The organism is Thiofilum sp. (assembly GCF_016711335.1).
In the GTDB taxonomy this organism is placed as follows: domain Bacteria; phylum Pseudomonadota; class Gammaproteobacteria; order Thiotrichales; family Thiotrichaceae; genus Thiofilum.
The window spans coordinates 1,118,056-1,141,082 of sequence record NZ_JADJTF010000001.1 but is presented as its reverse complement, the minus strand read 5'-3'; the positions used below and the strand labels follow the sequence as shown (position 1 = coordinate 1,141,082).

The following is a 23,027-nucleotide window of genomic DNA, read 5'->3' as shown; positions in this document are numbered from 1 at the left end:
TTATCTCCACTGATTGAGGGTACGGGCTTGCCAACTTCTAGCAATAAGATCAATACGACTTAAGATGCGCTCTTCGTCATCTTTTTGATCGGGTTTAAGGGTGTAATAAGCCGCCAGCTCCTGTTTAGGAATCGGTACAGGCTGCATGTGGGCTTGAATAAAGGTATTATTAGGATCCAGTCCAATGATGGTTTGTACTTGACCTGCCTCTAATGCTACGAGGAACGATTTAATCCCTTCCGCTAACGTAATAGCATGGAAACCTTTAGCAAGGGCGGCTTGCTGCATAGTATTATGCAGGCTCATACCAACACCATCCCACAAGCTCCACGCTAAACTATAAGCACGCACTTGTCCCTGCTCACGATTAAAGGCTGCTACTGCACTTTCTAAATAGCTATTCGCAGCGGCATAGGGTGCTACACCCGTTCCACCAAAGAAACCATTGACTGAAGAGAAACCCATGAAAAAGGCTTGTGGATAGTCTTTGAGTAGTTCCAATAGAGCTTGAGTGCCTTGCACTTTGGTATGGAACAATTGCTCAAAAGGTTTTAGCGTAATATGACCTAGGTGATTAGACTCTGGATTACTTGCCTCAACGCTATTTGATTCACCTGCTAAATGAAAAATACCGGCTAGCGGTTGCCCACTGCATTGTTCAGCTTGTTGAATCAGTTGACTTAAAGCAGCTTGATCACACACATCTAATACTTGATAGTATACTTGCCCCTTACTGACTTTTTGTAAATGCGTAAAGGCTTGCAATTTATCCGTGTCTTGTTCGAGAGCAGTGCGTCCGGTGAGGATTAAATGTGCTTGATAGTGTGTACTAAGTAATTGGGCTAGCTCGCGTCCAATACCACCTAAGCCCCCCGTAATCACATACAGACCAACCTTTTTTAACTCAATAGGCTGCTTTTGAATCTGGGTAAAATTGATCTTATGCAAACAACTGATATAGCGCTGGTGTTGACGATAAGCCACTTCAGCATCCGCATGAGTAGCGGCTAGCTCAGCACGAATAAGGGTAGCCGCTCTTTGCGGGTCTTGAGTGTCAAGATCAATATGTCTACTACGTAATTGCGGCTGTTCTTGAGCTAAGGTCTTGATCACGCCGCGTAAACTACCATTACTAGATTGAGCCTTATCTGTATCGAGGACTAAGTGATTCGTATAACTCACTACTAATAAGGTTTGAATCGCCGTTTGTGTGGCTTGTAAAGCTTGTAATAGCAACACTAGGCTGAAGGTACTGTGCTCATTAGCTTGCTGAAGACCTGTGGCGCTTAACGTATTCACTGTTTCAGTGGCTAAGGTATGCACCACAGTTTTTATGTTTAAACCATCACGCTGCATGGCTTGTAGTAGAGCAACATAATCGCTAGGCACAGTAGGATTCAGGGTATAGGTATGCTGATCGCGTTTAACAAACGTTTGACCGGTCTGAACCCAAATAGCAGGCTGTAAGGCATCCATCAATGCTGGATCGTTACCTAATAGTAAGTCAATCGCTACAGAAGTATTTGACTCAGCCTCAATAGCGCCTAACCCTTTACACTGCCAGCTAGGAATAAAGAACCAATCGGGTAAAGTGTGCTCATTCGCAAGCAGTAAATCCGTCTCACGAATAATGTCATTGAACTGCCCTGTTTCCAGTGCTTCGCGCAATTGTACACGCTGAATTTTGCCACTCGTGGTTTTTGGGAACTCCTCTTTTGCCATAGGAATGATATAGGCAGGTGTAATGCCACACTCCATCGCTAAGCGCGTGCGAATCGCTTTGTATAACTCTATCAAGTCCACATCAGGCTGAGGTACAAAGAAAATCGCCAAGCCTTCAGTGCCCGAAGCAGGATCATTAATAGCTGAACTGCCCACGAAAGTAGGCTGTACACCCTCAACTCGATTCACAATGTCTTCAATTTCATAGCAATAGAAATTAGCAGCACGGATAATAATGATTTCTTTTTGCCGACCCGTAATGGATAGCTCACCATTAAGAATAAAGCCTAAATCTCCGGTATTAAACCAGCCATCCTCTACCTGAGATTCAGCATTAGCCGCTGGATTATTTAAATACCCCGGCGTAATCACTTCACCGCGCACATGTAGTGCACCAATTTTACCTTCAGGGACTAATTCATTATTTTGATCTACAATCCGAATTTGCACACCGGGCATAGATTTGCCTAGTTTTACAAATGAAACGGTATCCTTACCCCGTTCAGTGGTTTTTTGCAGAATACCTTTGAGACTGGATTTTTCAAACCAATGGCAACCTTCAGCGACTGAGAAATCATTTTTGTACTGTATCGCGGTACAAGTCTCAGCCATCCCATAGGCGGGTTGCATGGCTTTTTCAGGCACACCAAAGTCTTTAACTAGGTGAAGAAACTCCTCAACCACGGGCAAAGTAACCTGCTCAGCCGCATTCATAAAGAAGCGCATGCTGGATAAGTCCCAACGTCGATCAGTTTTCTTCAGATGCTCAGAAACTAATTTGTAGCCAAAATTAGGACTCCAAGTAAAAGTCACGCGATGCGCTTCTAATAGATCCAGCCATTTAAGCGGATTATTCAAAACCAGATCGGTATTAACGGCTACTTGCTTGACACCTAAATAAACGGCTTTGATATAGAACATAATGAGAGCGGCCACATGATCACTGGGTGGCCAATTCAAATATACATCATCACGAGTATAGTGGTTATATTGGCTCGCCCCGTAGACATGGTAATAAATGCCCTTATTACGCTCTTGAATGCATTTAGGAATACCTGTACTGCCGGAAGTTAGCTGATAAAACGCTACATCCTCAGGGTCAGCACGATAATCACACTCAATGGGCGCAAACTCTTTACCACGAACAGCAATGGCTTTAAGCCCTGTGACCCCAAATAAGGTATTTAGACTATTAATAGGTTCGACTAAGTGCGGGCTGGCAAAAATCGGCGGATGCTCCAGTAGCTCCCACGCATTATAGAGTTTATTCACCACACTGGTTTTTTGTGCATAGGTAGGCGAAGTGGCTACCGTAACAGGTTTGATACCCCCCAAAATACATGCCCAAAAACCAGTGAGATGATCATATAAATCCTGCTGTTGCAGAATAACGGTATCGCCTGCTTTTAAGCCCTGTTGGTGTAAACCATTTAAAATACATTGTGCTTCATGCAGCAAATCAGCATAAGACTGGTAATGCTCCTCACCTTTTTCATTGACATATACCGTACCGCGATGGGCATAGTCGCGGGCAGCACGATAGAGAGCAGCGACCATAGTCGTCGGTTCATTAGGATCTAAATCAACTACCCCTCCATCCGCAAAAGCCATGACCGTACCTTCAGGTAAGGCTTCAGTCATAGGGGCTTGGGTAGCAGTGGCATTATTTTCAGGTACAGCTTCACTTAAATAAGCTTGCTGATGCTGGAGCAAGTCGCTCATATGTAAAGGCGGAAACTCCAGCACTTCAGGCTCTAGAATGATAGCGACATCATCTAATTCTGGCATGGCTATGAGAATTTCCGCTTCCATTTTAGCCGTGGAAAACTTGGGTTCACTCACGGCTATAACAGTTAAAACGGCTTCCCGATCTAATTGACCATTCTCATCTAAAGGCAAAGCAGGTAGGACTAATAGGGCTAAGAATGCACTCAACTCTGGCGCGATTTTATCTGCTAAGTACTCAAATACTGACTCGCTTTCTAAACGCTGAGGGGTCGCCACTAACGCCAAGACAAAGCGCTCATTGGCTTTATTTAGTAATTTTAATAAGCTGACCTCTCTAATAGCAGGATGCGCTTGGAGGGCTTGTTGTAGTGGTTTTAGACTAATGAGCTGACCCTGAACCACTAAGCTGTGATCAGGTTCTTGAATTATTTCCATGTGATCATCTCCCCAATAGCGTCCGATAAAACCGCTAGATTTATCAGCGGTCAAATAAATCATGCCTGATGCATAAGGGGGGGCTAAGTAACCTTGACGATTGAAAATACAGGCACGATGAGTGGGTAATGATTGGGTGCTGAGCCATTGTTGAAAGGCTTGTCCTAGTGTATTAGGCACTACTTTTAAAGGACGCCAAGCTGCGTTGTGGTCCATAAGTTGTAAACTATTAAGGCTTATTTGCGGATTAGCGACAACTTGCTCACTCAGATGCTGAATAAAACCTGCCAGCAGGCGCATTTGATGTGGGTTATAAACTTCAGGCTTATATAGCAATTGAAAGGTCAAAGTGGCTCTAGGCTCAATAATGACACCAAGGTCATAATTGATCTCACGGTAAATATCCTGAGTTACCTCTAGTCTAAAACCCACTTGTGCTTGCGTATCCTGTGTAGCTGAAACAGGATAGTTTTCATGCACCAAAAGGTGATTAAATAAACCTTGTTTCAGCGCACTTTGGGCTTGTATCTCCGCTAAGGGGAAATAGCTATGAGGGCGAGTCTGCACTGCTTGATCTTGAATCGATTGCAATAAGGAGCGGAAACTAGCTTGTGGCTGTAACTTAATGCGCACCGGAAGGGTATTCATAAACAAGCCAATAATATTCTCCACCCCGACGATTTCCTCTGGGCGTCCTGATACTGCTGCACCAAACACTACATCATCACAGCCGTTATAACGCGCTAGCAATAATGCCCACAACGCTTGCAATAGGGTATTTAAGGTCACATGACAGCTTGATGCTGTGTGTTGTAATTTAGCACTCAGACTAGCGGGCAACTCAAATTCATAAAGTTCGGCACGATGATTACTACTCGCTTCATTGGGTGCTTGACCACCAGCAGGAATACCGGTTGCTTGTTGAAAACCTGTTAAATAATCCTGCCAATAACGTGCTGAGCTTTGCTTATCTTGCTCAGCAAACCAACGAATATAATCCGCATAGGGGCGAGCGAGCGGTAAAGTATTGGCTTTGTCTTGGCGTAATGCTTCATAAGCCGCCATAAACTCCTGATATAACAAAGCAATACACCAACCATCGACTAATATATGGTGTAGAGTGAGAATTAAACGCCATTGATCGTGGGCAAACTGCACTAAGGTGACACGGACTAATACATCATTGGTTAAATCAAAGGGTTGCTGGCGCTCCGCACTCATTAATTGGCGCATAAACTCATCAGCATTAGCTACACTAATCTGCCCACGTTTATCTAGATAACGAAAATCAACTTGACGCTCTTTCAGCACTACTTGTAGTGGACGCTCAACTTGCTCGTATACAAATAAAGTACGCAATACGGCATGACGTCTAAAAATCTCATTCCAAGCGGCTTGCAAAGTAGGCGCATCGACTTGCCCAATTAAACGATAATGCGCCTGCTGGAAAAAAGCCGTAGTTTGAGTGTCGTACAAGTAGTGAAATAACAGCCCTTCCTGCATGGGTGAAAGCGGATAAATATCCTGCACCTCTGCGGCTGAACGCTTAATTTGAGTCAAAAACTGACGTAATTGAGCAATAGACAAGCCAGTATAAGTCAGATCAGACGGTGTTATTTCACTAGGCTTGTGTTGGCAGTGCTGAATAATATCCTGAAGAGCTTGTACGTAGTGATCTAATAAGGCTTGTGCAGACTCTGCACTTAACGCCAAAGTATCAAAATCTAAGGTTAGTTTTAAACGTTGATTGGTCACCATTCCACTTAAAGCAATGGCTTCCGGTAGACGAACATGGGGACTAAACGATTGCCCTACTGACTCGGAGGCTAAAGCCAATAATTGACTAGGAATATCAGCATCAAATTGCCCCAGATAATTAAATGCAATGGCGGGGCTATTGGCTTTGAGAGAGCTATTGGGCGTGAGATATTTTAATACGCCATAGCCCAAACCATTTTGTGGCACTTGGCGCAGTGTTTCTTTTACCACACCAATACGCTCTCCCAAGGTATTGGCGGCAGTTATATTCAGTACGACCGGATAAGTAGCAGTAAACCAACCCACGGTGCGGGCAATATCTAGCTCACCTAATGCTTCTCGTCCATGTGACTCTAAAGTGACTGCGACCTGCGAATGTCCTTGCCAAGGATGAACTGCCATTGCTAACGCTGCCAGTAATAACTCATGACCGCGTGTGTTATAGGCACGATGCGCATTGCCAAGCAAAATAGTCGTCGCTTCACGCGCCAATACACTACTTAACGTTTGCATTTGACGCGGCTGTATTGAGGGTTGCTCTAATACTAAATTGCTTGCTGTTACTTGCTGCTCAACCTCTTGCCAATAAGGTAACTCGGTTAATAACTCATGACTTTGGCTATAAGCTTGTAAATATTCCGCCCACTCTTTAAACGCATGCGTTTTAAGGGGTAGTTGAATGGCCTTACCTGCTTGAGCATGCTCATAAGCAGTCGCTAGGTCCTCTAATAAAATACGCCATGACACACCATCGACTACGAGATGATGGATCATCATAAAGAGGCGTTCACTGCCATCGGTTAGGCTAAAGAGTACTGCTTTAACTAGAGTATCTTTTGTTAAGTCAAAGCTTTGTTGTAAAGTGTTAAGTCGTTTCGTTAATTGATCTAGCGCTATGGTTTCTTGGTGTAAATTAACACCGGCTTCAGCCCGATTGTCTTGTACAACTCCTTGATCAGTAAAACCATAGCTCATACGCAAAGCATCATGGTGTTGTAGCAAAGCCTGAAGTGCTGTTTGCAAGGCAATGGGGTTTAAGGCTTGGGTGGGTTTAAATAATAGGGCTTGATTGAAATGATGCCGTGCATCACTAGGTGCAAGCTTAAAAAACCATTGTTGAATGGGTGTGAGTGATACTGAGCCGCTAATGGTTTGTTGTGGAATCGATTTATGTAGGGATACCACATGCGGAATCAAGGCACGAATAGTAGGGTGCTTGAAAAACGCATTAATATCACATTTCAGATTTAACTTGCGCAGCCGTGCCATGATTTGAATAGCTTTGATCGAGTCACCTCCCACATCAAAGTAATTCGCCATCACGCTCATACGCGGCACACCCAACACTTCCTGCCAAATAGTGGCGAGCTGTTGTTCTAAGGGGGTAGCAGGTGCTACATAATCATGATCTTGGGTATCCAGTTCGGTCGGTTCAGGTAGTTTACGTTTATCAATTTTGTGATTAGCTGTGAGTGGCAATTGCTCTAAAAACATAAACTTAGCCGGAATCATATAATCAGGTAAGTGTGCACTTAAGAAGCTACGTAATTCGGCAACAGTGAAAATATTATCGCTAACGATATAAGCCACTAACTCTTTATAGCCTGCGGGTAAAGTACGTGCTATCACTATCGCTTGGCGAATAGAGGGATGCTGTAAAATACCATGCTCTACCTCGCTACACTCCACGCGATAGCCACGAATCTTAACCTGTTCGTCTTTGCGCCCTAAAAATTCAATCGTGCCATCGGGTAACCAACGTGCTAAATCACCTGAGTCATAAATGCGCTCATGGGCTATGAAAGGATTAGCAATAAAACAGTTGGCGGTTTGCTCAGGACGATTGAGATACCCCAGAGCTAAACCCTCTCCACCAATATACAAACGCCCAAATACACCTATGGGAACAGGCTCTAACTCAGTGTCCAAAATATAGACTTGGGTGTTAGCTATGGGTTTACCAATCGGTATATCTTGATAGGGACGATCTAGACTTATGCGGTAACAGGTTGTAATCGCAGTATTTTCAGTCGGACCATAAGCATTTAAAAGCGCTAAATGAGGGTAAGCAGACAATACACGCTCGGCATGCACCGCAGAGACTTTTTCGCCCCCAATCATCACGGTTTGTAGCCGAGCAAATAGCTCAATATCTTGATCAATCAGTTGCTGGCAAAAGCCTGTGGTTGTGATAAAGGTATTAATGGCATGCGTTTGGAGGGTATGCTTCAGTACCCCCATATCGAGCAATTCATTTTCGCCCAATAAATATAAGCTGCCACCATTGAGTAGCCCGCCCCATACATCAATCACCGAAGGATCAAAGGTAAAAGTCGTGGTTTGAATAAAGCGCTGACCTGCATGGAACGTTAGATAGTTCGTATTTTTAACTAAACGCACCACCCCTCGTTGGGGAACCATTACTCCCTTAGGTTGCCCTGTTGTACCGGAGGTGTAGATTACATAGGCAAGCGAAGTCGGCTGGCTGACGGGTATAAGATTAGTAGTGTAGTTACCGGACAGGCTAGCACTATTCTCTAATAATAAAGCAGGTGTTGAACCTGCTAAATGAGTATGTTCACTATCGGTAAGCACTACTTTGCATTGCGTATCATGCAAAATATAGTCAATACGCTCAGCAGGGTAAGCAGGATCAAGTGGTACATACGCCCCACCTGCTTTCAAGATTGCCAAGGCTGCAATAATCCAACGCTCTGAGCGTCCGAGTAACACCCCTACCAAATCATTGGCTTGAATCTGATATTGAGTTCTTAACTGTTGAGCTAATTGATTAGCGCTTTGATTTAAGGCGCGATAAGTGAGTTGTGTATGCTTAAAACAAACGGCTAAGTGCTCTGGATTTAAAGCAGCCTGCTCCTCAAAGAGTGCACTAATTGTTTGTTCACGTGGGTAGTTGGTGTGAGTCTGATTAAACTCAACCGTTAATTGCTCACGCTCTGCACTTGCTAGCAGACGAATAGCACGCAGCGGAATATGGGGCTGCTCAATAACGCTAGTAATAATAGCGCTTAAGTGCTCTGCAAGGCGTTCAAATTGCAGTGCTTGATAGAGTGCAGGGTTATACATTAGGCGAAAACGAATATTATCCCCTGAGGGAATAATCATCACACCCATGTCATAGTGCGTTTGCTCTGGAAAATCGATCTCGCTAATACTAAAGCCTAACAGCGGCTTGACATCGTGGCGTAATTGCTCGTCTAACGGATAATTTTCAAATACTAAGACATGATTGAATAATTCGCGCCGCCCTGTTTGTTGTTGGATTTTGTGCAGTGGGTAATGCTGGTGTTCTTGACGATTGAGAGCAGCTTCTTGTGCTTGTTGCAAAAAAGCGCTAAAGGTTTGCTCAGATTGCAGCTTAAAACGACAGGGGATGGTATTGATCAGCAAACCTACCATGTCATTAATGCCCTGAATGCTCTCAGGACGCACGGAAGCCGTAACTCCAAATCCTACATCATCAGACTGATTATAACGACTCAGCAATATTCCCCACACTGCCTGTAATACCGTGCTCACTGTAGTACGCTGCTGAATTGCTAAGTGCTGTAATTGTTGGGTTTGTATGGAACTTATGCTAAAGCGATACTCTGCCAACTTATTCGTTGCACTAGGAACTACACGCAAAGGGAGCTGTGGAATACCGGTTAGTTGCTCATAGTCAGCTAAATACTGTTGCCAAAATTGTGCTGAGCGTTGTTCATTCTGCTGCTCTAACCATTGAATCTCTGTACACGACAAAACCACTAACTTATTGATTTAGCATGTTTGTCATGGAGATGGTGAAAGTCCACCGCTCCTATGTTTTACTCTCTAGTTACCACACAGGAGAGCAAAATGGATCTGAGCGATGGACTACGTGACAGTTTAAAAGCCCACTTGAGTTGGGGCAAGCCCCGTTTGGATTGTTTTGTGGGAATGCTGCAGGCCTTGCTGAGTGCGCGACAAATGAATTTGGCGTTGTTGGCGGTACACATAGATTCTGACACCGACATTGGTTCCCGCTATCGACGGATGCAACGCTTTTTTAGCCAAGTGTTCTTTAATTACAATGACATTGCCCATTTTCTTATGGGAATGTTCGCCTTTAGTGGTCAACAATACTACCTCACACTCGACAGAACCAACTGGAAATGGGGCAAATCCAACCTCAATCTCCTGACTTTGGCGGTTGTTTACCAAGGTGCGGCTATCCCCGTTTACTGGATGGTGTTGAACAAACGCGGTAATTCTAACCAACGTGAACGTATTGCCCTGCTGCAACGATTTATCAGCCAATTCGGGCGCAACAACATCTTGGGTGTGTTGGCTGACCGTGAGTTTATTGGTGGTCAATGGTGGAAGTGGTTGTCTTCCAAAGAGATTCCCTACTTGATTCGTATCAAGGGTAATCAGTTGATGACCGACAAACACAAAAAAGAGGCGCATGTCCGCTCGCTGTTTGCCAACCTCAAGCCGGGTAAACGGCGCGTTCTCCGTCACCGTCGCGACGTTAGCGGGGAATGGGTTTGGCTCAGTGGCTCAAAGCTGCCCAGTGGTGAGTTGTTGATTATCGCCAGCAACCACTACACGGCTGATCCCATTGGCACTTATCGGCTACGTTGGGAAATTGAAAACCTGTTCCAATGCTTGAAAGGGCGTGGTTTTCACATGGAAGCCACTCACTTCACCAAACCCCTCGCATCAAAAAGATGATGGCGTTGCTTGCCATTGGCTTCTGTTGGGCGCACAAAGTCGGCGAATGGAAGGAAAAAGCCGTCAAGCCTTTGAAGACGAAAAACATGGACGCAAAGAGCAAAGTGTCTTCCGTTACGGCTTGGACTACTTGACCGATTTATTGAATGGAAGGGTACGGGAAAAAGTGGATAGGCTTAGGCTGCTGCTTCTGTTCCTTTGTCCACCACAATTCATGGCGATCGAGGATGGACGGATGAAACTCAGGCGATTTTCTTTTGAAAAAGATTCAATGAGTTAAGCGAATTGTCGTGTACAGAGCCATTGAATATAACGCACATAGGGTACAGCATTCGCAAAACTAGGCTTTAAGCCTTGTTTGAAGGCTTGATAGGTCTGAATAAATTCACGATATAAAATCCCCACCGACCAGCCATCAAGCAAGATATGCGGATGACTCCAAATCATCCAATAGTCATCGGTTGCTCGTTGCAGCGCGTAAAAGCGCATTAGCACATCTTTAGTCAGATTAAAAGGTTGGTGGCGATCTTGTTGCTGATAGTGTTGGAGTTGCTGTTGTTGTTCAACCGAGGGTAAATAAGATAAATCATGGTAACGCAGCTCGATTTGCCGCTGACGTAGAACAACTTGTAGTGGACGATTGGTTTTTTCATGACTAAATACGGTGCGCAAAATGTCATGACGTTGTAGCAGTAGGTTCCAACTGGCTTCAAATAAGCACAGGTCTACCTCACCCTGAAGACGAAAGGTGATCTGTTCAAAATAAGCATTACTTTGCTCATCACTCAAATAATGAAACAGCAATCCTTCTTGCAAAGGAGCGAGCGGATAAATATCTTGCAGATCGTTTTTTTTCATCAAAGCGTCATAGGGTCTTTATGAAGTTTTACAGGAACAAACGTTTGGAAGGGTCTGCTCTTAACACGGAAAAATGCTATTAGAGACTAGGTAGTCACTCCCTCTTAATTAACTACCTAGCGTCTAATTTGCAGTAAACTGTTCTAGTTGGGGTACTCTTGCCTTAATGGTTGGGCAACAAGGCATTGTACTGAAGCTTTGCATCATTAACTCTCCACGGTTGGTGTTACTTTTTGCCGCCTGCCACTGTATGCTCAATGATTAAGTCCGCAATGGAAGTAATCTGCACAATGGTGGCATGAGGGAACTTCTCGGTGGGATTATTCAAGTTATTGAATAAGATAGAGGCACTCATCTTTAGCTCAGGTATGTATAAAACATAGCTACTAAAACTCATTGAGCCACCGGTATAGCTATACACTTTTACCGTTTTATCGCCATATTGAAGCGTGCTGACTTCTAGTATTAAGCCATATTCCAACTTTTTGAGTTTCGGATCAGGATAAGGCCAAGGGTCTTGATTACACTTAGACCATGTAATCATCGGGTCTTTATCGGTTAAACGCTCACCAATAAGTTTGGTTTGCTCCGCCATTTTCGGGCCAGGACCTTGAGTGAATAACCAATTGAACCAACGTGCTATATCGCCAGAGGTCGAAATCATCCCACCAGCAGGTCCTGCATACGATAAATACGAGGTTTTAGAGTCACGCGCTGAAGTACCGCTACCGGTAAATAGATAAGATTCTGAATTAGGGCAACGCTTAGGAGGAGTATTTTTTACCGTATCGAAATAGTTGGTATTAGTACAACTGCTAATAGGAAAGACCTTTTCATAGCCCCCCATCGCTGTATTCTCTAAGCCAGCAGGTTTAAATAAACCTTCACGCAATGAGTTCACTAATGGCTCCTTACCCAAACCATTACCCCCATTGAGCTTATCAATGACTAAACCAAGTAATAAAGTACCTGTGGAGCCGTAGCACAATTGCCCAAACTTCGGTTCTTTATCATTAGGAATATAGCCCCCACTGGTCATATAGCGCATGGGCCAGAAGGCAGACAAGTCTCTACTCATGATCCGATAAGAAGCAGCATAGTCATACAGACCATCATCCATGCGCAGTAAACTACCAATGGTTAAACTACCGGGTAATTTTTGCGAGAAGGTGACTTCACTCGACGGAAGGACTTCAGACACAGCGGTATCGAAAGTGAGTTTACCTTCGTCAATTAGCTGCAAAATACGCGCGGCAGTAAAGGTTTTAGTAATACTACCGATTTCAAATTTCATATCAAAGGTGATCTTTTCACCCTCTGGTGTGGTATTAAAAGTGGCATAGCTGAGCTTTCCCTCTCCATCCATGATGGCAATAGAAGACCCTACTAATTCACTAGGCTGAATAATACTATCAATCTTATTGCACAAGGGCTCTAAAGCTAGATCACACTGATTGATCTTAGCATAGGCACTATTAGCCAATAACACACTGGCACTTAGCAGAGTGAATAAAAAAGATTTTTTCATTAAACATAGCCCTTTTTAACCCTAACTAGCTTTAAAATGCGAGAGTAAAAACACGGCAGCCTCTTATGCAATATAGAAAGCTGATTTGTAAAGATTTTTAATTCTGTGCTTCTTGGCAGCGTCCGGTTTCTATGATGAACTCATGCCGTTTTGCCCCTTTTTCATGACACATTGTCTGGGTGATAAGCGACATACCACACGTCCTTGATCATCGTTATGCCAAAGTTGCCCAACAATGCCGTTTTCTGCTGCTAGTAAACTCATATTTGCGTATACCTCACAGGTCACTATTTTTGATTGGGGTAGAACTGAAGAAAATAAAAAGCAAGATTAATCTACAGCAGCGTTGTAAAAGTTGTCGACAAGGACAATGTTAAGAAATGTTGTGGTTATTTTGTGCATCGCATTAAAAGAGTATCTAGCGTTTGCTTAACTCAGAGAGGCGAGTAAGCATAGTAGGCAAAAACGCTATTTTGCTATTTACTAATAGGACTTTAAGAGGATAAGGAAAGGACTAAGGCTTGCAGACTCATGCGCTTGATGTACATCTGATCTACGCAGATCAATGGCACACTTTAGATAGTGAATGCTTATCTAGGACTGAGCGAGAGCGTGCAGCGCAATTTCGGTTAGCAGCACCGCGTACTCTGTATCAAGCAGCTCATGCTTTTTTAAGACAAGTACTCAGTCTGTACGCGCCTCTCCGGCCGCAAGCATGGTGCTTTAGTACTAATCCCTACGGTAAACCCTGTATTACCAATCCCCACTATGAGTCTATACAGTTTAATTTGTCGCATACTGAGGGCTTAGTCGCTTGCGTAGTAGCTCATAATATAACGGTTGGTATTGATATTGAGCGCATTCAACCTATGGAAGATTTGGCTGCTGTGGCGCGTTATACCTTTGCTCCCTGTGAAGCGGAAGCGGTATTAGCCCTTTCCGATCCATTGCAACAGCAACAACGCTTTTTTACCTATTGGACTTTAAAAGAAGCGTGCTTAAAGGCATGGGGTACAGGATTTTCCTTGCCACCTCAGTCTTTTACGCTAGTACAAGATCAACAAGAACAATGGGTTATGCAAGACACACCTAGCTTATTTACTAGCAAGCAAAAGCTCTGTTTAAGGTCTTATTTAGTGAAAGACTATTGCTTAGGGCTAGCATGGAAGCAGAATGAAGCCAATGGAAATCAAAGGACCGACTATCAAGTCGTTATTTATGAGGCTGATCAAAAACCTATGACGCTATCCGCCTAAACATTTTAGGCGGATAAATTGCTAATTAAGCCGCCGCTGGAACTTCTGTCGTAGTACTGACAGGTTCGGCTTTAGCAACTTTTTTCTTTTTACCCATCATCTTACCGAGCATATAGTAAGCGCCTACTCCTAATGCTGCTCCACCCACCACTGACAAAGCAATAGGGTGAGCCATCACAAAAGCTTTGGTAGCTGTACCTACGGCTGCTAAAGAACCTTGAGGTGCGGTAGAAATGAACATTTCACTCGACATACGTTACTCCTTAATGCGTTTGCTTAGACCAAGCCATTATTGGATCTTGTGTAAAATTGAGTCAAGTTAATCTACTGACCAATAGTCGGGTAAGTGTTAAATTTTGTTAAGAAGCAAAGCTTTTACATTGAAAGCAGCCTAGTTGGAGTGTAGTTTTTACACATTACTTAATAAGCCTCAACTCCATTATTAAATGGCAAGGATGAATTAATATGTCGGCATCCGACTTAATTTCCCATGTAGAGCAAACCGATTCTCAAAGCGACACCACTGTCGATGCAACACCTCAAGTCTCTAGTCCTGCCCCGACTGAAGCAATGATAACACCTGAAATAATGACACCTACCGACTCAGTGTGTGAGCAAAAGCTGGATGCCTATCAACATAGCTTACAACGGGCAGGGGCAAATAATATTGTTAAAAATCATATTATTGCTAGCATCACCTTAGGGTTAGTACCGATTCCCTTGTTTGATCTCACAGCACTAACTACTACGCAAGTGAGTATGTTACATAGTCTCAGTGCGCACTATCAGCAGCCTTTTAAAGATCGCAATATGAAAGCACTAATTACAGCGCTCATAGGAGGGTCTTTACCGGTTGCTAGTATTATGGGCTTGAGTAGTTTCACTAAACTCATTCCGGGGATTGGTAGCTTAGTAGGGAGTGCTAGCTTAGGGGTGGCGGCTGGAGCTACTACTTACGCCATTGGACAAACCTTTATTAAACATTTTGAGGCGGGTGGTACTATCGATAGCTTTGAACCTAAACAAGCCAAAGTGTTTTTCGAGGAAAAATTCCAAGAAGGCAAAGCCTTTGTCAAACGCCTCAAAGAAGAAGTGAAAGCCAGCAGCAGTTCTAACTCGACTGAAAAAGCTGAGGGTGTGGCTAATAGTAGTAATGCTAGCTAGTGCGTTTTAGTCAGATTTTGATGAAAGTGTGGTTGTATTGGTGTGTTAGCCTAGTATTAGTACTGAGTGTCAGTATTAAGGTTGCAGCAGAAACTAACCCCGCATTTCCTGAAGAAAAGGTTATTGTTTATAACTGGACTAATTACATACCTGCTAGTGTGCTAGCTGCTTTTACTAAAGAGACGGGTATTCAGGTTGAATACTCTAACTACAGCAGCAGCGAGATTATGTATACGCGCCTGAAGCTACTGAAGGGGAGAGGTTACGACGTTATCGTGCCCTCCTCTGTCTTGATAGCCCGTATGCAAAAAGAGGGGCTATTACAACCGCTAGATCATCGTCTCCTGCCTAACCTTAAGCATATTGACCCTTCTTTAATGGATCAAACCTTTGATCCTTCCAATACTTATAGCGTCCCCTATCTTTGGGGTAGTACAGGGATTGCGGTTAATACTGAAAAAATTACTCAGCCTATTCAACGCTGGGCAGATTTATGGCAAAAACAATGGCGTGGTCAACTACTCCTCACCGATGATATGCGTGGAGTATTTCAAATCGCCCTCAAAGCCAATGGGCAATCTACCAATACCACCGACCCCGATATTATCAAGCAAGCCTATGATCGCCTGAGCGCTTTAATGCCCAATGTCAAACGCATTGAAGCGAATCAACCTGAGCAGGCGTTTTTATCGGGTGAAATTAATATTGGTGTCCTCTGGAATGGGGATGCCTTCCAAGCTCAACAACGTAATAATAAAATCCACTATATTTACCCCCAAGAAGGTACTGATCTGTGGGTGGATAGTTTTGCTATTCCCGCCAAAACCAAGAACAAATTAAATGCTCATCGCTTTATCGATTATATGCTACGCCCTGAGGTAGCCGCTTTATGTGTCAAAGAATTAGGCTATGCCTCAGCTAACTTAAGTGCGCGTGCCCTGATCGATAAATACTTATTAGATAACCCCATCATTTTTCCTCCCGCTACCGTAGTAAAACAAGCTGAGTTTCAAAAAGACGTAGACGAGGCCACCAAACTTTACAGGCTTTATTGGGAAAAACTGAAAAGCGGACGGCTCTGATTATTAAAAGGGATTGAAGCACAGGTCGACATTATCTGCACTGCTGCATCAACTGATGTCGGTGCACCTTCTGTCTTATCGGGACACTCTCTAAAACCTCATGTGCATAACTAATAGGCATGACTAATGTTCTGAAGGCTTAAATTTTGACTCGCTGATCAGCCTTGCTCACCCCCGTTTTTAGCTCTTTCTAGCCCAGTTATTAACTGAGAGTAGGGTTGTATAGGCCAATGTCACATGCTTTGTAGTATAATTGCCCTATAATAGTGCCTATTTTAATCTGCTAGCGAGTCATAGCCATGCCTGACTATCAAGCTTTACTACCGCAATTCGCCCCTTTAGATACTGCTCAAGTCGCAGCGGTATTCCAAGCCAGTCTCTATTTACAAGAACAATTAGTGCGCCACCCTGAATGGATTGCCAACCTCATCCATAGTCAAGCCTATGCGAGCGATGAACTCTATCAAACTATTCAACACACCCTAGCGAATGTCCCTGACGAAACCCATTTACTCAAACAAGTACGCCTGATTCGTCATCGTGAAACCGTGCGTATAGCATGGCGTGATCTGATGAATCTCGCCCCCTTAACTGAAACCATGCGTGATTGCTCTGATCTTGCTGATGCCTTGGTCGAGGCTAGTTTGACATGGTGGTACAAAGATTTTTGCACCAAGCACGGCACTCCACGCAATAAAGCAGGTGAAGCTCAGCAGCTAGTAGTCTTGGGCATGGGTAAACTCGGTGGACAGGAACTCAACTTTTCCTCCGATATTGATCTAATTTTTGCTTTTCCCGAAGCAGGTTCAACCGATGGACGCCGCGAGTTGGATAATCAAACCTTTTTTGTACGCTTAGGGCAAAAACTGATTAATACCTTAGGTGCGATTACAGCGGATGGGTTTGCTTATCGAGTAGATATGCGTTTGCGTCCCTTTGGAGATGTGGGTGCATTAGCCTTATCGTTTGATGCGATGGAGCATTATTACCAAACGCATGGGCGCGAATGGGAACGCTATGCCATGATCAAAGCGCGAGTGATGGCAGGCGATAAAACCCAAGGGGTGGAACTAATGGAGCGTCTGCGTCCTTTTATTTATCGACGCTATTTAGATTATGGTGCGGTTGAACAATTACGCGATATGAAAGCCATGATCAATCGTGAGGCTGAGCGTAAGGGTAAATATCAAGATGTTAAACTAGGGCGTGGTGGGATTCGTGAAGTAGAGTTTATTGCTCAGGTCTTTCAACTGATGCGCGGGGGGCGTGAACGTGAATTACAGTTGCGCAGCTTATTACCTACGCTGGCTACCCTTACCCAATTAGAGCTACTTACGACTGAAGACGAGACAGCTTTACGTGAAGCGTATTGCTTCCTAAGGCGAGTCGAAAATCATCTACAAATGTGGAAAGACGAACAAACTCATGCGCTACCTGAAGATATTCAACAACGCCAAGTGCTCGCGCAATCTTTAGGTTTTGCCGCTTGGGATAGCTTCCTAAGTGTGCTTAATAGCAAACGTGAAATAGTACATGCCTTATTCCGGCGTATTTTTTCAATGGAGGGCGAGGATAGTAGCCACTTCGATGATGAAGAAACCGAGGCGAATACTTTAGAGCTGTGGTGCGGTAATTTAGATTCGACTAAAGCCACTCAGCTATTAGCCACCTTAGGCTATCCTGATAGCGCTAGTATTAATCAAACACTCACTGAATTACGGGAAGGGCGTTTATATCAAACATTAACGGAGCTAGCGCGTACTCGGTTAGATCGTTTAATGCCTAATTTAATTGTCATTGCTTCCAAACAAGCTGATCCTGCTACCGCTTTGCGCCGTAGCCTCACCATTATTCAAGCGATTGCTAAACGCTCGGTGTATATGAGTATGCTAGGCGATCATCCCGAAGCCTTAGCGCAATTGGTTAAATTAGTCAGTCATAGTATTTGGTTGACTACGCAATTAACTCAACATCCGATTTTATTAGATGAGCTATTAGATGCTCGCACCCTTTATCAACCGCTCAATCGTACTCAACTGCATCAAGCCTTACACTATACGATGGGGCGAGTGGATGAAGAGGATACCGAACAAGTGATGGAACAATTGCGCCAGTTTAAAAATGCGCAAATTTTGCGGGTAGCAGCGGCAGATATTAATGAAACCCTACCCGTGATGAAAGTATCGGATCAACTCACTTGGATAGCGGAGGTTATTTTAGAATTCACTTGGCAAAACGTGTGGAACACTCTAAGCGCAAAATCTGGTATACCCACCTATCAGGTGCAGGATGAAATTAAACACTCAGGCTTTGCGATTATTGGGTACGGTAAATTAGGCGGGATTGAACTCGGCTATGGTTCTGATTTAGACATTGTATTTTTGCATGACTCTGAAGGTGAAAAGCAAATTACCAACGGCACTAAGCCCTTGGAAAACAGTGTATTCTACACGCGCCTATCACAAAAAATCATTAATATGCTCTCCACCTTTACTCATGATGGTAGGCTGTATGAAACCGATACGCGCCTACGTCCGAGTGGTGCATCAGGTTTATTAGTCAGTAGTGTCGAGGCTTTTCGTAAGTACCAGTTTGAAAAAGCATGGCTTTGGGAGCATCAAGCGCTGCTACGCGCCCGTGCTTTGACGGGTTCAGAGACTATTTGTGCACAGTTCGAGCAAATCCGCCGCGAGATATTGTGCCAAAAACGTGATCCTGAGCTGGTCAAACAAGAAGTCTCCGCCATGCGCCAAAAAATGTGGGAAAACTTAAGCTCTAAAAACAATGAGCTATTTGATCTGAAAAAAGATCCGGGCGGGATTACAGATATTGAGTTTATGGTGCAGGGATTGATTTTGATGCACGCATCTACCTGCCCTGATTTGGTCAAATGGAGTGACAATATTCGCCAACTCGAATCCTTACAACACTGCGGCATTCTCCCTACCCAAGAAGCTCAGCAGTTAGCCGATATTTATCGTGCCATGCGTAGTTGTATTCATACCCGCAGTCTACAAGAGCAAGACGCCAAAATTTCTAGTGAGCTATTTCAAGCTGAGCGTGAGTTTGTACAAACTGTTTGGAAGCAATACTTCAGCTAAGCCCGTGTTTTTTCCGTTTATCTGTTGGGATTGGAGGGGTAGTGATTCACTACCCTACAATGGCTCATCCGCGATAATGATCAAGATGAGGCAGATCAATGGGTGTTCGGCAATGGCTGCTCCTAGGTATCATCCTAGGTATGTGGGGTATTCAAGCACAGGCTGAGGTATACCGCTGGAAAGATGCGAGTGGTAGAACTATTTATGGTGATAACCCCCCTGAAGGCTCTACTAGCGCTCCTTTAGAGTTACCGCCGCTTACTATTTCCGATGGTTTTAAAGCACCTGCAACAGACAAATCCAGTGCGGATAAAACGGATACCTCAAAACCAGCCTCTGAAGCCACCCAAAAAGCATTTAAATATGAATCCTTTGAAGTGACTGCCCCACAAAAGGATGAAGCTCTACGTGCCAATGACGGCACTATCCAGCTAGCTCTAAAATTGGAACCCAGCCTACAACTAGGTCACAGCATTGTTTTATATTTGGATGGCAAACAAGTCGCTGATGGCACCGATTTAACTTTCACTTTTCCCAATGTAGATCGAGGTACACATACGGTATTCGCGGTGATTCGTGATGCCAAGGGCGATATTTTGCTTAATACCGAAGTCACCACTTTTCATGTATTAAGAGCCAAGAAAAAGCGTAGTCTCAAAGAGACTGAGGAGGCAAAACCCACTGATGAGGAAACCACTCCCAGTGAATCACAATCGGGCAATGAAGTAGGTACTCGATTTATTTAAGCAGCGCTAGGACGTTGCCCAAAAATTGCTGTGCCAATACGCACTAGCGTAGCACCTTCAGCAATCGCAGCCTCCATATCATCACTCATGCCCATGGATAGGGTATCCAGCATTAAACCGCGCTGATTGAGTTCAGCTAATGCAGTGCGTAACTTAGCAAATACAGCACGTTGGCGTTCAAAATCAGACTCTGGAGCTGGAATCGCCATCAAACCCCGCAATTTAAGCCGTGGTAACTGCTGCACTTGCAAAGCCAAATCCACTACCTCATCTAGCGCAATACCTGATTTACTCGCCTCCGCACTTAAATTGACTTGCAGGCATATATTCAAATCCGGTTGATCTGGAGGGCGCTGCTGGCTTAAGCGTTCGGCAATTTTTAAACGCTCAATGGTATGCACCCAATGCGCTGTTTCCGCCACTAATTTAGTCTTATTCGATTGTAGTGGACCAATAAAATGCCACTCTATATCACGGTAGTGAGCTAGCGCTTGCGCTTTGGCGACCATTTCCTGCACATAATTTTCTCCAAATGCTTTTTGCCCCGCTTGGTAAGCGCTGTGCAGCGCTGTCACAGGGTGAAACTTACTCACTGCCACTAAGCGCACACTATGGAAAGGACGCTGAAAACGCTGTTCGGCTTGGTGAATACGTTCACCGATTATCTGGAGCTTATCCTTAAGGGTCATGATATGTGGTAGATTTTCCAATATGAATAACAATAAAAATATTACGCCGCGATGGATATTACACAACTCTTAGCGTTTGGCGTGAAAAATAACGCCTCTGACTTGCACCTATCCGCAGGCCTACCCCCTATGATACGGGTAGATGGTGAAATTCGCCGTATTAACCTACCTATTTTAGATCACAAGCAAGTTCATGCGCTCATTTATGACATTATGAATGACACTCAGCGTAAGAATTATGAAGAGCGTTGGGAGTGTGATTTTTCCTTTGAAGTACCCGGAATCGCACGTTTTCGGGTGAATGCATTTAATCAAGATCGCGGTGCAGGTGCTGTATTTCGGACTATTCCTAGTCAAGTACTGACCCTTGATCAACTGAGTGCGCCGATTATTTTTCGTAAAATCGCCAGCGCTCCACGGGGCTTAGTATTGGTGACTGGCCCTACAGGTTCTGGTAAATCCACCACCCTCGCGGCGATGATTGATTTTATCAACGATACTGAGTATGGACATATTCTCACCATTGAAGACCCGATTGAATTTGTGCATGTAGGCAAAAAATGTCTAATCAATCAACGTGAAGTACACCGCGATACGAAAGGCTTTGAAAATGCCTTACGTTCGGCTCTGCGTGAAGACCCTGATATTATTATGGTGGGGGAAATGCGTGATCTTGAAACCATTCGCTTAGCCCTTACCGCTGCGGAAACGGGGCATTTAGTATTCGGAACACTTCATACAACCAGTGCGGCTAAAACCATTGACCGGATTGTAGACGTATTCCCTGCGGCTGAAAAAGATATGGTGCGCACCATGTTATCCGAGTCACTTCAAGCCGTTATCTCGCAAACCCTATTAAAAAAGAAAAATGGTGGGCGCGTAGCTGCACATGAAATTCTAATTGGTAATCGTGCTATTCGTAACCTGATTCGGGAAAACAAAATTGCCCAAATGAATTCAGCGATTCAAACCAGTCAGAACGAAGGGATGCAATCACTGGATCAATCCTTAAAAGAACTGGTCATGCGCGGCATTGTGGAACGGGAAGTGGCACGGCGTAGAGCTGAAAATCCACAGAATTTTTAAGGGGGTACTATGTCGATTGATCGTGATTCCGCTTTGTCTTATGTGCATCGCCTATTAAATGCCATGCTAGAGAAGAAAGGCTCTGATCTGTATATCACTGCCGATGCTGCCCCTTCGATTAAAGTAAATAACGAAGTATTACCGCTCACCACACAAATACTGACTGATAGTAATTCAGCAATGTTAGTGCGAGCCGTGATGAATGATCGTCAATTACATCAATTCGAGGAAACATTAGAGGGTAATTTCTCACTCAATCTCCCCGGCAAAGCTCGGTTTCGGGTGAGTGCCTTTACCCAACGCGGTTGTGTTGGGATGGTCATTCGCCATATTCCCCACCATATTCCGCATTTAGAAGAGCTACATCTGCCCCCTATCTTAAAAGAATTGGGTTTAACCAAACGGGGGCTGGTATTAGTGGTAGGCGCTACTAGCTCCGGTAAATCCACTACCTTAGCCTCTTTAGTCGATTATCGTAATCGTACTCAATCAGGTCATGTGATTACGATTGAAGACCCGATTGAGTTTGTGCATGAACATAAAAAATGCCTGATTACCCAACGCGAAATTGGGGTAGATACCGCTGATTACCATACCGCATTAAAAAACACTCTACGCCAAGCGCCCGATGTGATTCTACTCGGCGAAATCCGTGATCGTGAAACGATGGACTATGCCATTGCCTATGCTGAAACGGGGCATTTATGTTTATCGACGCTACATGCCAATAGCGCTATTCAAGCCATTGATCGGATTGTTAACTTTTTCCCCGAAGAGCGCCGTGAGCAGTTATTAATGGATTTATCCTTTAATTTACGCGCCGTTATCTCGCAACGTTTAGTGCGTACTGCCAAAGGTGAAGGCCGCATACCTGCCGTTGAAATACTGATTAACTCGCCCTTGATTGCCGAGCATATTCAAAAAGGTGAAATCACTGCACTGAAAGAAATAGTATCTAAATCACGTGAAATGGGTATGCAAACCTTTGATCAGGCACTGTTTGATCTCATTGAGCATAAGCATATTAGTGTCGCAGAGGGCTTTAGACATGCGGATTCGGTCAATGATCTACGCATTAATCTCAAACTCAAAAGCCGCTTTGCTAAGGATAATGATTTCTTCCGTGGTACAGACGAACTAGCCATCGAGCCTATTTAG

The 23,027-nt window shown here is 44.1% G+C and carries 15 protein-coding genes; 9 read left to right on the top strand and 6 right to left on the bottom strand.

The window, feature by feature from the left end:
• A complete protein-coding gene (locus tag IPL34_RS05410) occupies positions 1-9,405 on the bottom strand; it encodes a non-ribosomal peptide synthetase (RefSeq protein WP_296838858.1) in 9,405 nt (3,134 codons plus the stop codon).
• Positions 9,406-9,501: 96 nt separating this feature from the next.
• Here IPL34_RS05410 and IPL34_RS05405 point away from each other — a divergent pair, with 96 nt between their 5' ends.
• Positions 9,502-10,359: an IS4 family transposase gene (locus tag IPL34_RS05405; protein ID WP_296838856.1), complete on the top strand. Its 858-nt coding sequence runs from the start codon at positions 9,502-9,504 to the stop codon at positions 10,357-10,359.
• A 46-nt stretch (positions 10,360-10,405) separates the two neighbouring features.
• Positions 10,406-10,639, top strand: a complete 234-nt coding sequence (locus tag IPL34_RS05400; RefSeq protein WP_296837418.1) for a hypothetical protein — start codon at positions 10,406-10,408, stop codon at positions 10,637-10,639.
• Here IPL34_RS05400 and IPL34_RS05395 read toward each other — a convergent pair.
• The 3 genes from IPL34_RS05395 to IPL34_RS05385 all read right to left on the bottom strand — a co-directional run bounded on the left by IPL34_RS05395 (position 10,636) and on the right by IPL34_RS05385 (position 13,009).
• Positions 10,636-11,217, bottom strand: a complete 582-nt coding sequence (locus IPL34_RS05395) for a condensation domain-containing protein (protein WP_296838854.1) — start codon at positions 11,215-11,217, stop codon at positions 10,636-10,638. The two genes, IPL34_RS05400 and IPL34_RS05395, sit on opposite strands and share 4 nt — an antisense overlap.
• A gap of 226 nt (positions 11,218-11,443) precedes the next feature.
• A complete protein-coding gene (locus tag IPL34_RS05390; protein WP_296838852.1) occupies positions 11,444-12,745 on the bottom strand; it encodes a serine hydrolase in 1,302 nt (433 codons plus the stop codon).
• Positions 12,746-12,874: 129 nt separating this feature from the next.
• Positions 12,875-13,009 carry a hypothetical protein gene (locus IPL34_RS05385; protein WP_296838850.1) on the bottom strand — a complete coding sequence of 45 codons (135 nt, stop codon included), beginning with the start codon at positions 13,007-13,009 and terminating at the stop codon, positions 12,875-12,877.
• A gap of 257 nt (positions 13,010-13,266) precedes the next feature.
• Here IPL34_RS05385 and IPL34_RS05380 point away from each other — a divergent pair, with 257 nt between their 5' ends.
• Positions 13,267-14,001, top strand: coding sequence for a 4'-phosphopantetheinyl transferase superfamily protein (locus IPL34_RS05380; RefSeq protein WP_296838847.1), 735 nt, complete (start codon positions 13,267-13,269; stop codon positions 13,999-14,001).
• Between the two features lie 25 nt (positions 14,002-14,026).
• Here IPL34_RS05380 and IPL34_RS05375 read toward each other — a convergent pair whose 3' ends face one another.
• Positions 14,027-14,254 (bottom strand): hypothetical protein, encoded by a 228-nt coding sequence (locus tag IPL34_RS05375; protein ID WP_296838807.1) that lies wholly within the window; start codon positions 14,252-14,254, stop codon positions 14,027-14,029.
• Positions 14,255-14,466: 212 nt separating this feature from the next.
• Here IPL34_RS05375 and IPL34_RS05370 point away from each other — a divergent pair, with 212 nt between their 5' ends.
• From IPL34_RS05370 to IPL34_RS05355, 4 genes are all read left to right on the top strand, one after another.
• Complete coding sequence (locus IPL34_RS05370) at positions 14,467-15,165, top strand: YcjF family protein (RefSeq protein ID WP_296838805.1); 699 nt, start codon at positions 14,467-14,469, stop codon at positions 15,163-15,165.
• Positions 15,166-15,185: 20 nt separating this feature from the next.
• On the top strand, positions 15,186-16,247 hold the full coding sequence (locus IPL34_RS05365) for a spermidine/putrescine ABC transporter substrate-binding protein (RefSeq protein ID WP_296838804.1): 1,062 nt from the start codon (positions 15,186-15,188) through the stop codon (positions 16,245-16,247).
• Between the two features lie 299 nt (positions 16,248-16,546).
• Positions 16,547-19,348: a bifunctional [glutamate--ammonia ligase]-adenylyl-L-tyrosine phosphorylase/[glutamate--ammonia-ligase] adenylyltransferase gene (glnE, locus tag IPL34_RS05360; protein ID WP_296838802.1), complete on the top strand. Its 2,802-nt coding sequence runs from the start codon at positions 16,547-16,549 to the stop codon at positions 19,346-19,348.
• 98 nt (positions 19,349-19,446) lie between these two features.
• Positions 19,447-20,094 (top strand): DUF4124 domain-containing protein, encoded by a 648-nt coding sequence (locus IPL34_RS05355; RefSeq protein ID WP_296838800.1) that lies wholly within the window; start codon positions 19,447-19,449, stop codon positions 20,092-20,094.
• Here IPL34_RS05355 and IPL34_RS05350 read toward each other — a convergent pair.
• Positions 20,091-20,783, bottom strand: a complete 693-nt coding sequence (locus tag IPL34_RS05350; RefSeq protein WP_296838797.1) for a YggS family pyridoxal phosphate-dependent enzyme — start codon at positions 20,781-20,783, stop codon at positions 20,091-20,093. The genes IPL34_RS05355 and IPL34_RS05350 overlap by 4 nt on opposite strands.
• A 51-nt stretch (positions 20,784-20,834) precedes the next feature.
• Between IPL34_RS05350 and IPL34_RS05345 the strand changes: the two genes are divergently transcribed.
• Both IPL34_RS05345 and IPL34_RS05340 read left to right on the top strand, forming a co-directional pair.
• On the top strand, positions 20,835-21,869 hold the full coding sequence (locus IPL34_RS05345) for a type IV pilus twitching motility protein PilT (protein WP_296838795.1): 1,035 nt from the start codon (positions 20,835-20,837) through the stop codon (positions 21,867-21,869).
• A gap of 9 nt (positions 21,870-21,878) precedes the next feature.
• Positions 21,879-23,027, top strand: coding sequence for a PilT/PilU family type 4a pilus ATPase (locus IPL34_RS05340; protein ID WP_296838791.1), 1,149 nt, complete (start codon positions 21,879-21,881; stop codon positions 23,025-23,027).

Bases quoted from the DNA above. Each gene is read 5' to 3' on its own strand.
- IPL34_RS05405 (WP_296838856.1), top strand. From the start codon at position 9,502: ATGGATCTGAGCGATGGACTACGTGACAGTTTAAAAGCCCACTTGAGT.
- IPL34_RS05400 (WP_296837418.1), top strand. From the start codon at position 10,406: ATGGAAGGAAAAAGCCGTCAAGCCTTTGAAGACGAAAAACATGGACGC.
- IPL34_RS05395 (WP_296838854.1), bottom strand. From the start codon at position 11,217: ATGAAAAAAAACGATCTGCAAGATATTTATCCGCTCGCTCCTTTGCAA.
- IPL34_RS05390 (WP_296838852.1), bottom strand. From the start codon at position 12,745: ATGAAAAAATCTTTTTTATTCACTCTGCTAAGTGCCAGTGTGTTATTG.
- IPL34_RS05385 (WP_296838850.1), bottom strand. From the start codon at position 13,009: ATGAGTTTACTAGCAGCAGAAAACGGCATTGTTGGGCAACTTTGGCAT.
- IPL34_RS05375 (WP_296838807.1), bottom strand. From the start codon at position 14,254: ATGTCGAGTGAAATGTTCATTTCTACCGCACCTCAAGGTTCTTTAGCA.
- IPL34_RS05370 (WP_296838805.1), top strand. From the start codon at position 14,467: ATGTCGGCATCCGACTTAATTTCCCATGTAGAGCAAACCGATTCTCAA.
- IPL34_RS05365 (WP_296838804.1), top strand. From the start codon at position 15,186: ATGAAAGTGTGGTTGTATTGGTGTGTTAGCCTAGTATTAGTACTGAGT.
- glnE (WP_296838802.1), top strand. From the start codon at position 16,547: ATGCCTGACTATCAAGCTTTACTACCGCAATTCGCCCCTTTAGATACT.
- IPL34_RS05355 (WP_296838800.1), top strand. From the start codon at position 19,447: ATGGGTGTTCGGCAATGGCTGCTCCTAGGTATCATCCTAGGTATGTGG.
- IPL34_RS05350 (WP_296838797.1), bottom strand. From the start codon at position 20,783: ATGACCCTTAAGGATAAGCTCCAGATAATCGGTGAACGTATTCACCAA.
- IPL34_RS05345 (WP_296838795.1), top strand. From the start codon at position 20,835: ATGGATATTACACAACTCTTAGCGTTTGGCGTGAAAAATAACGCCTCT.
- IPL34_RS05340 (WP_296838791.1), top strand. From the start codon at position 21,879: ATGTCGATTGATCGTGATTCCGCTTTGTCTTATGTGCATCGCCTATTA.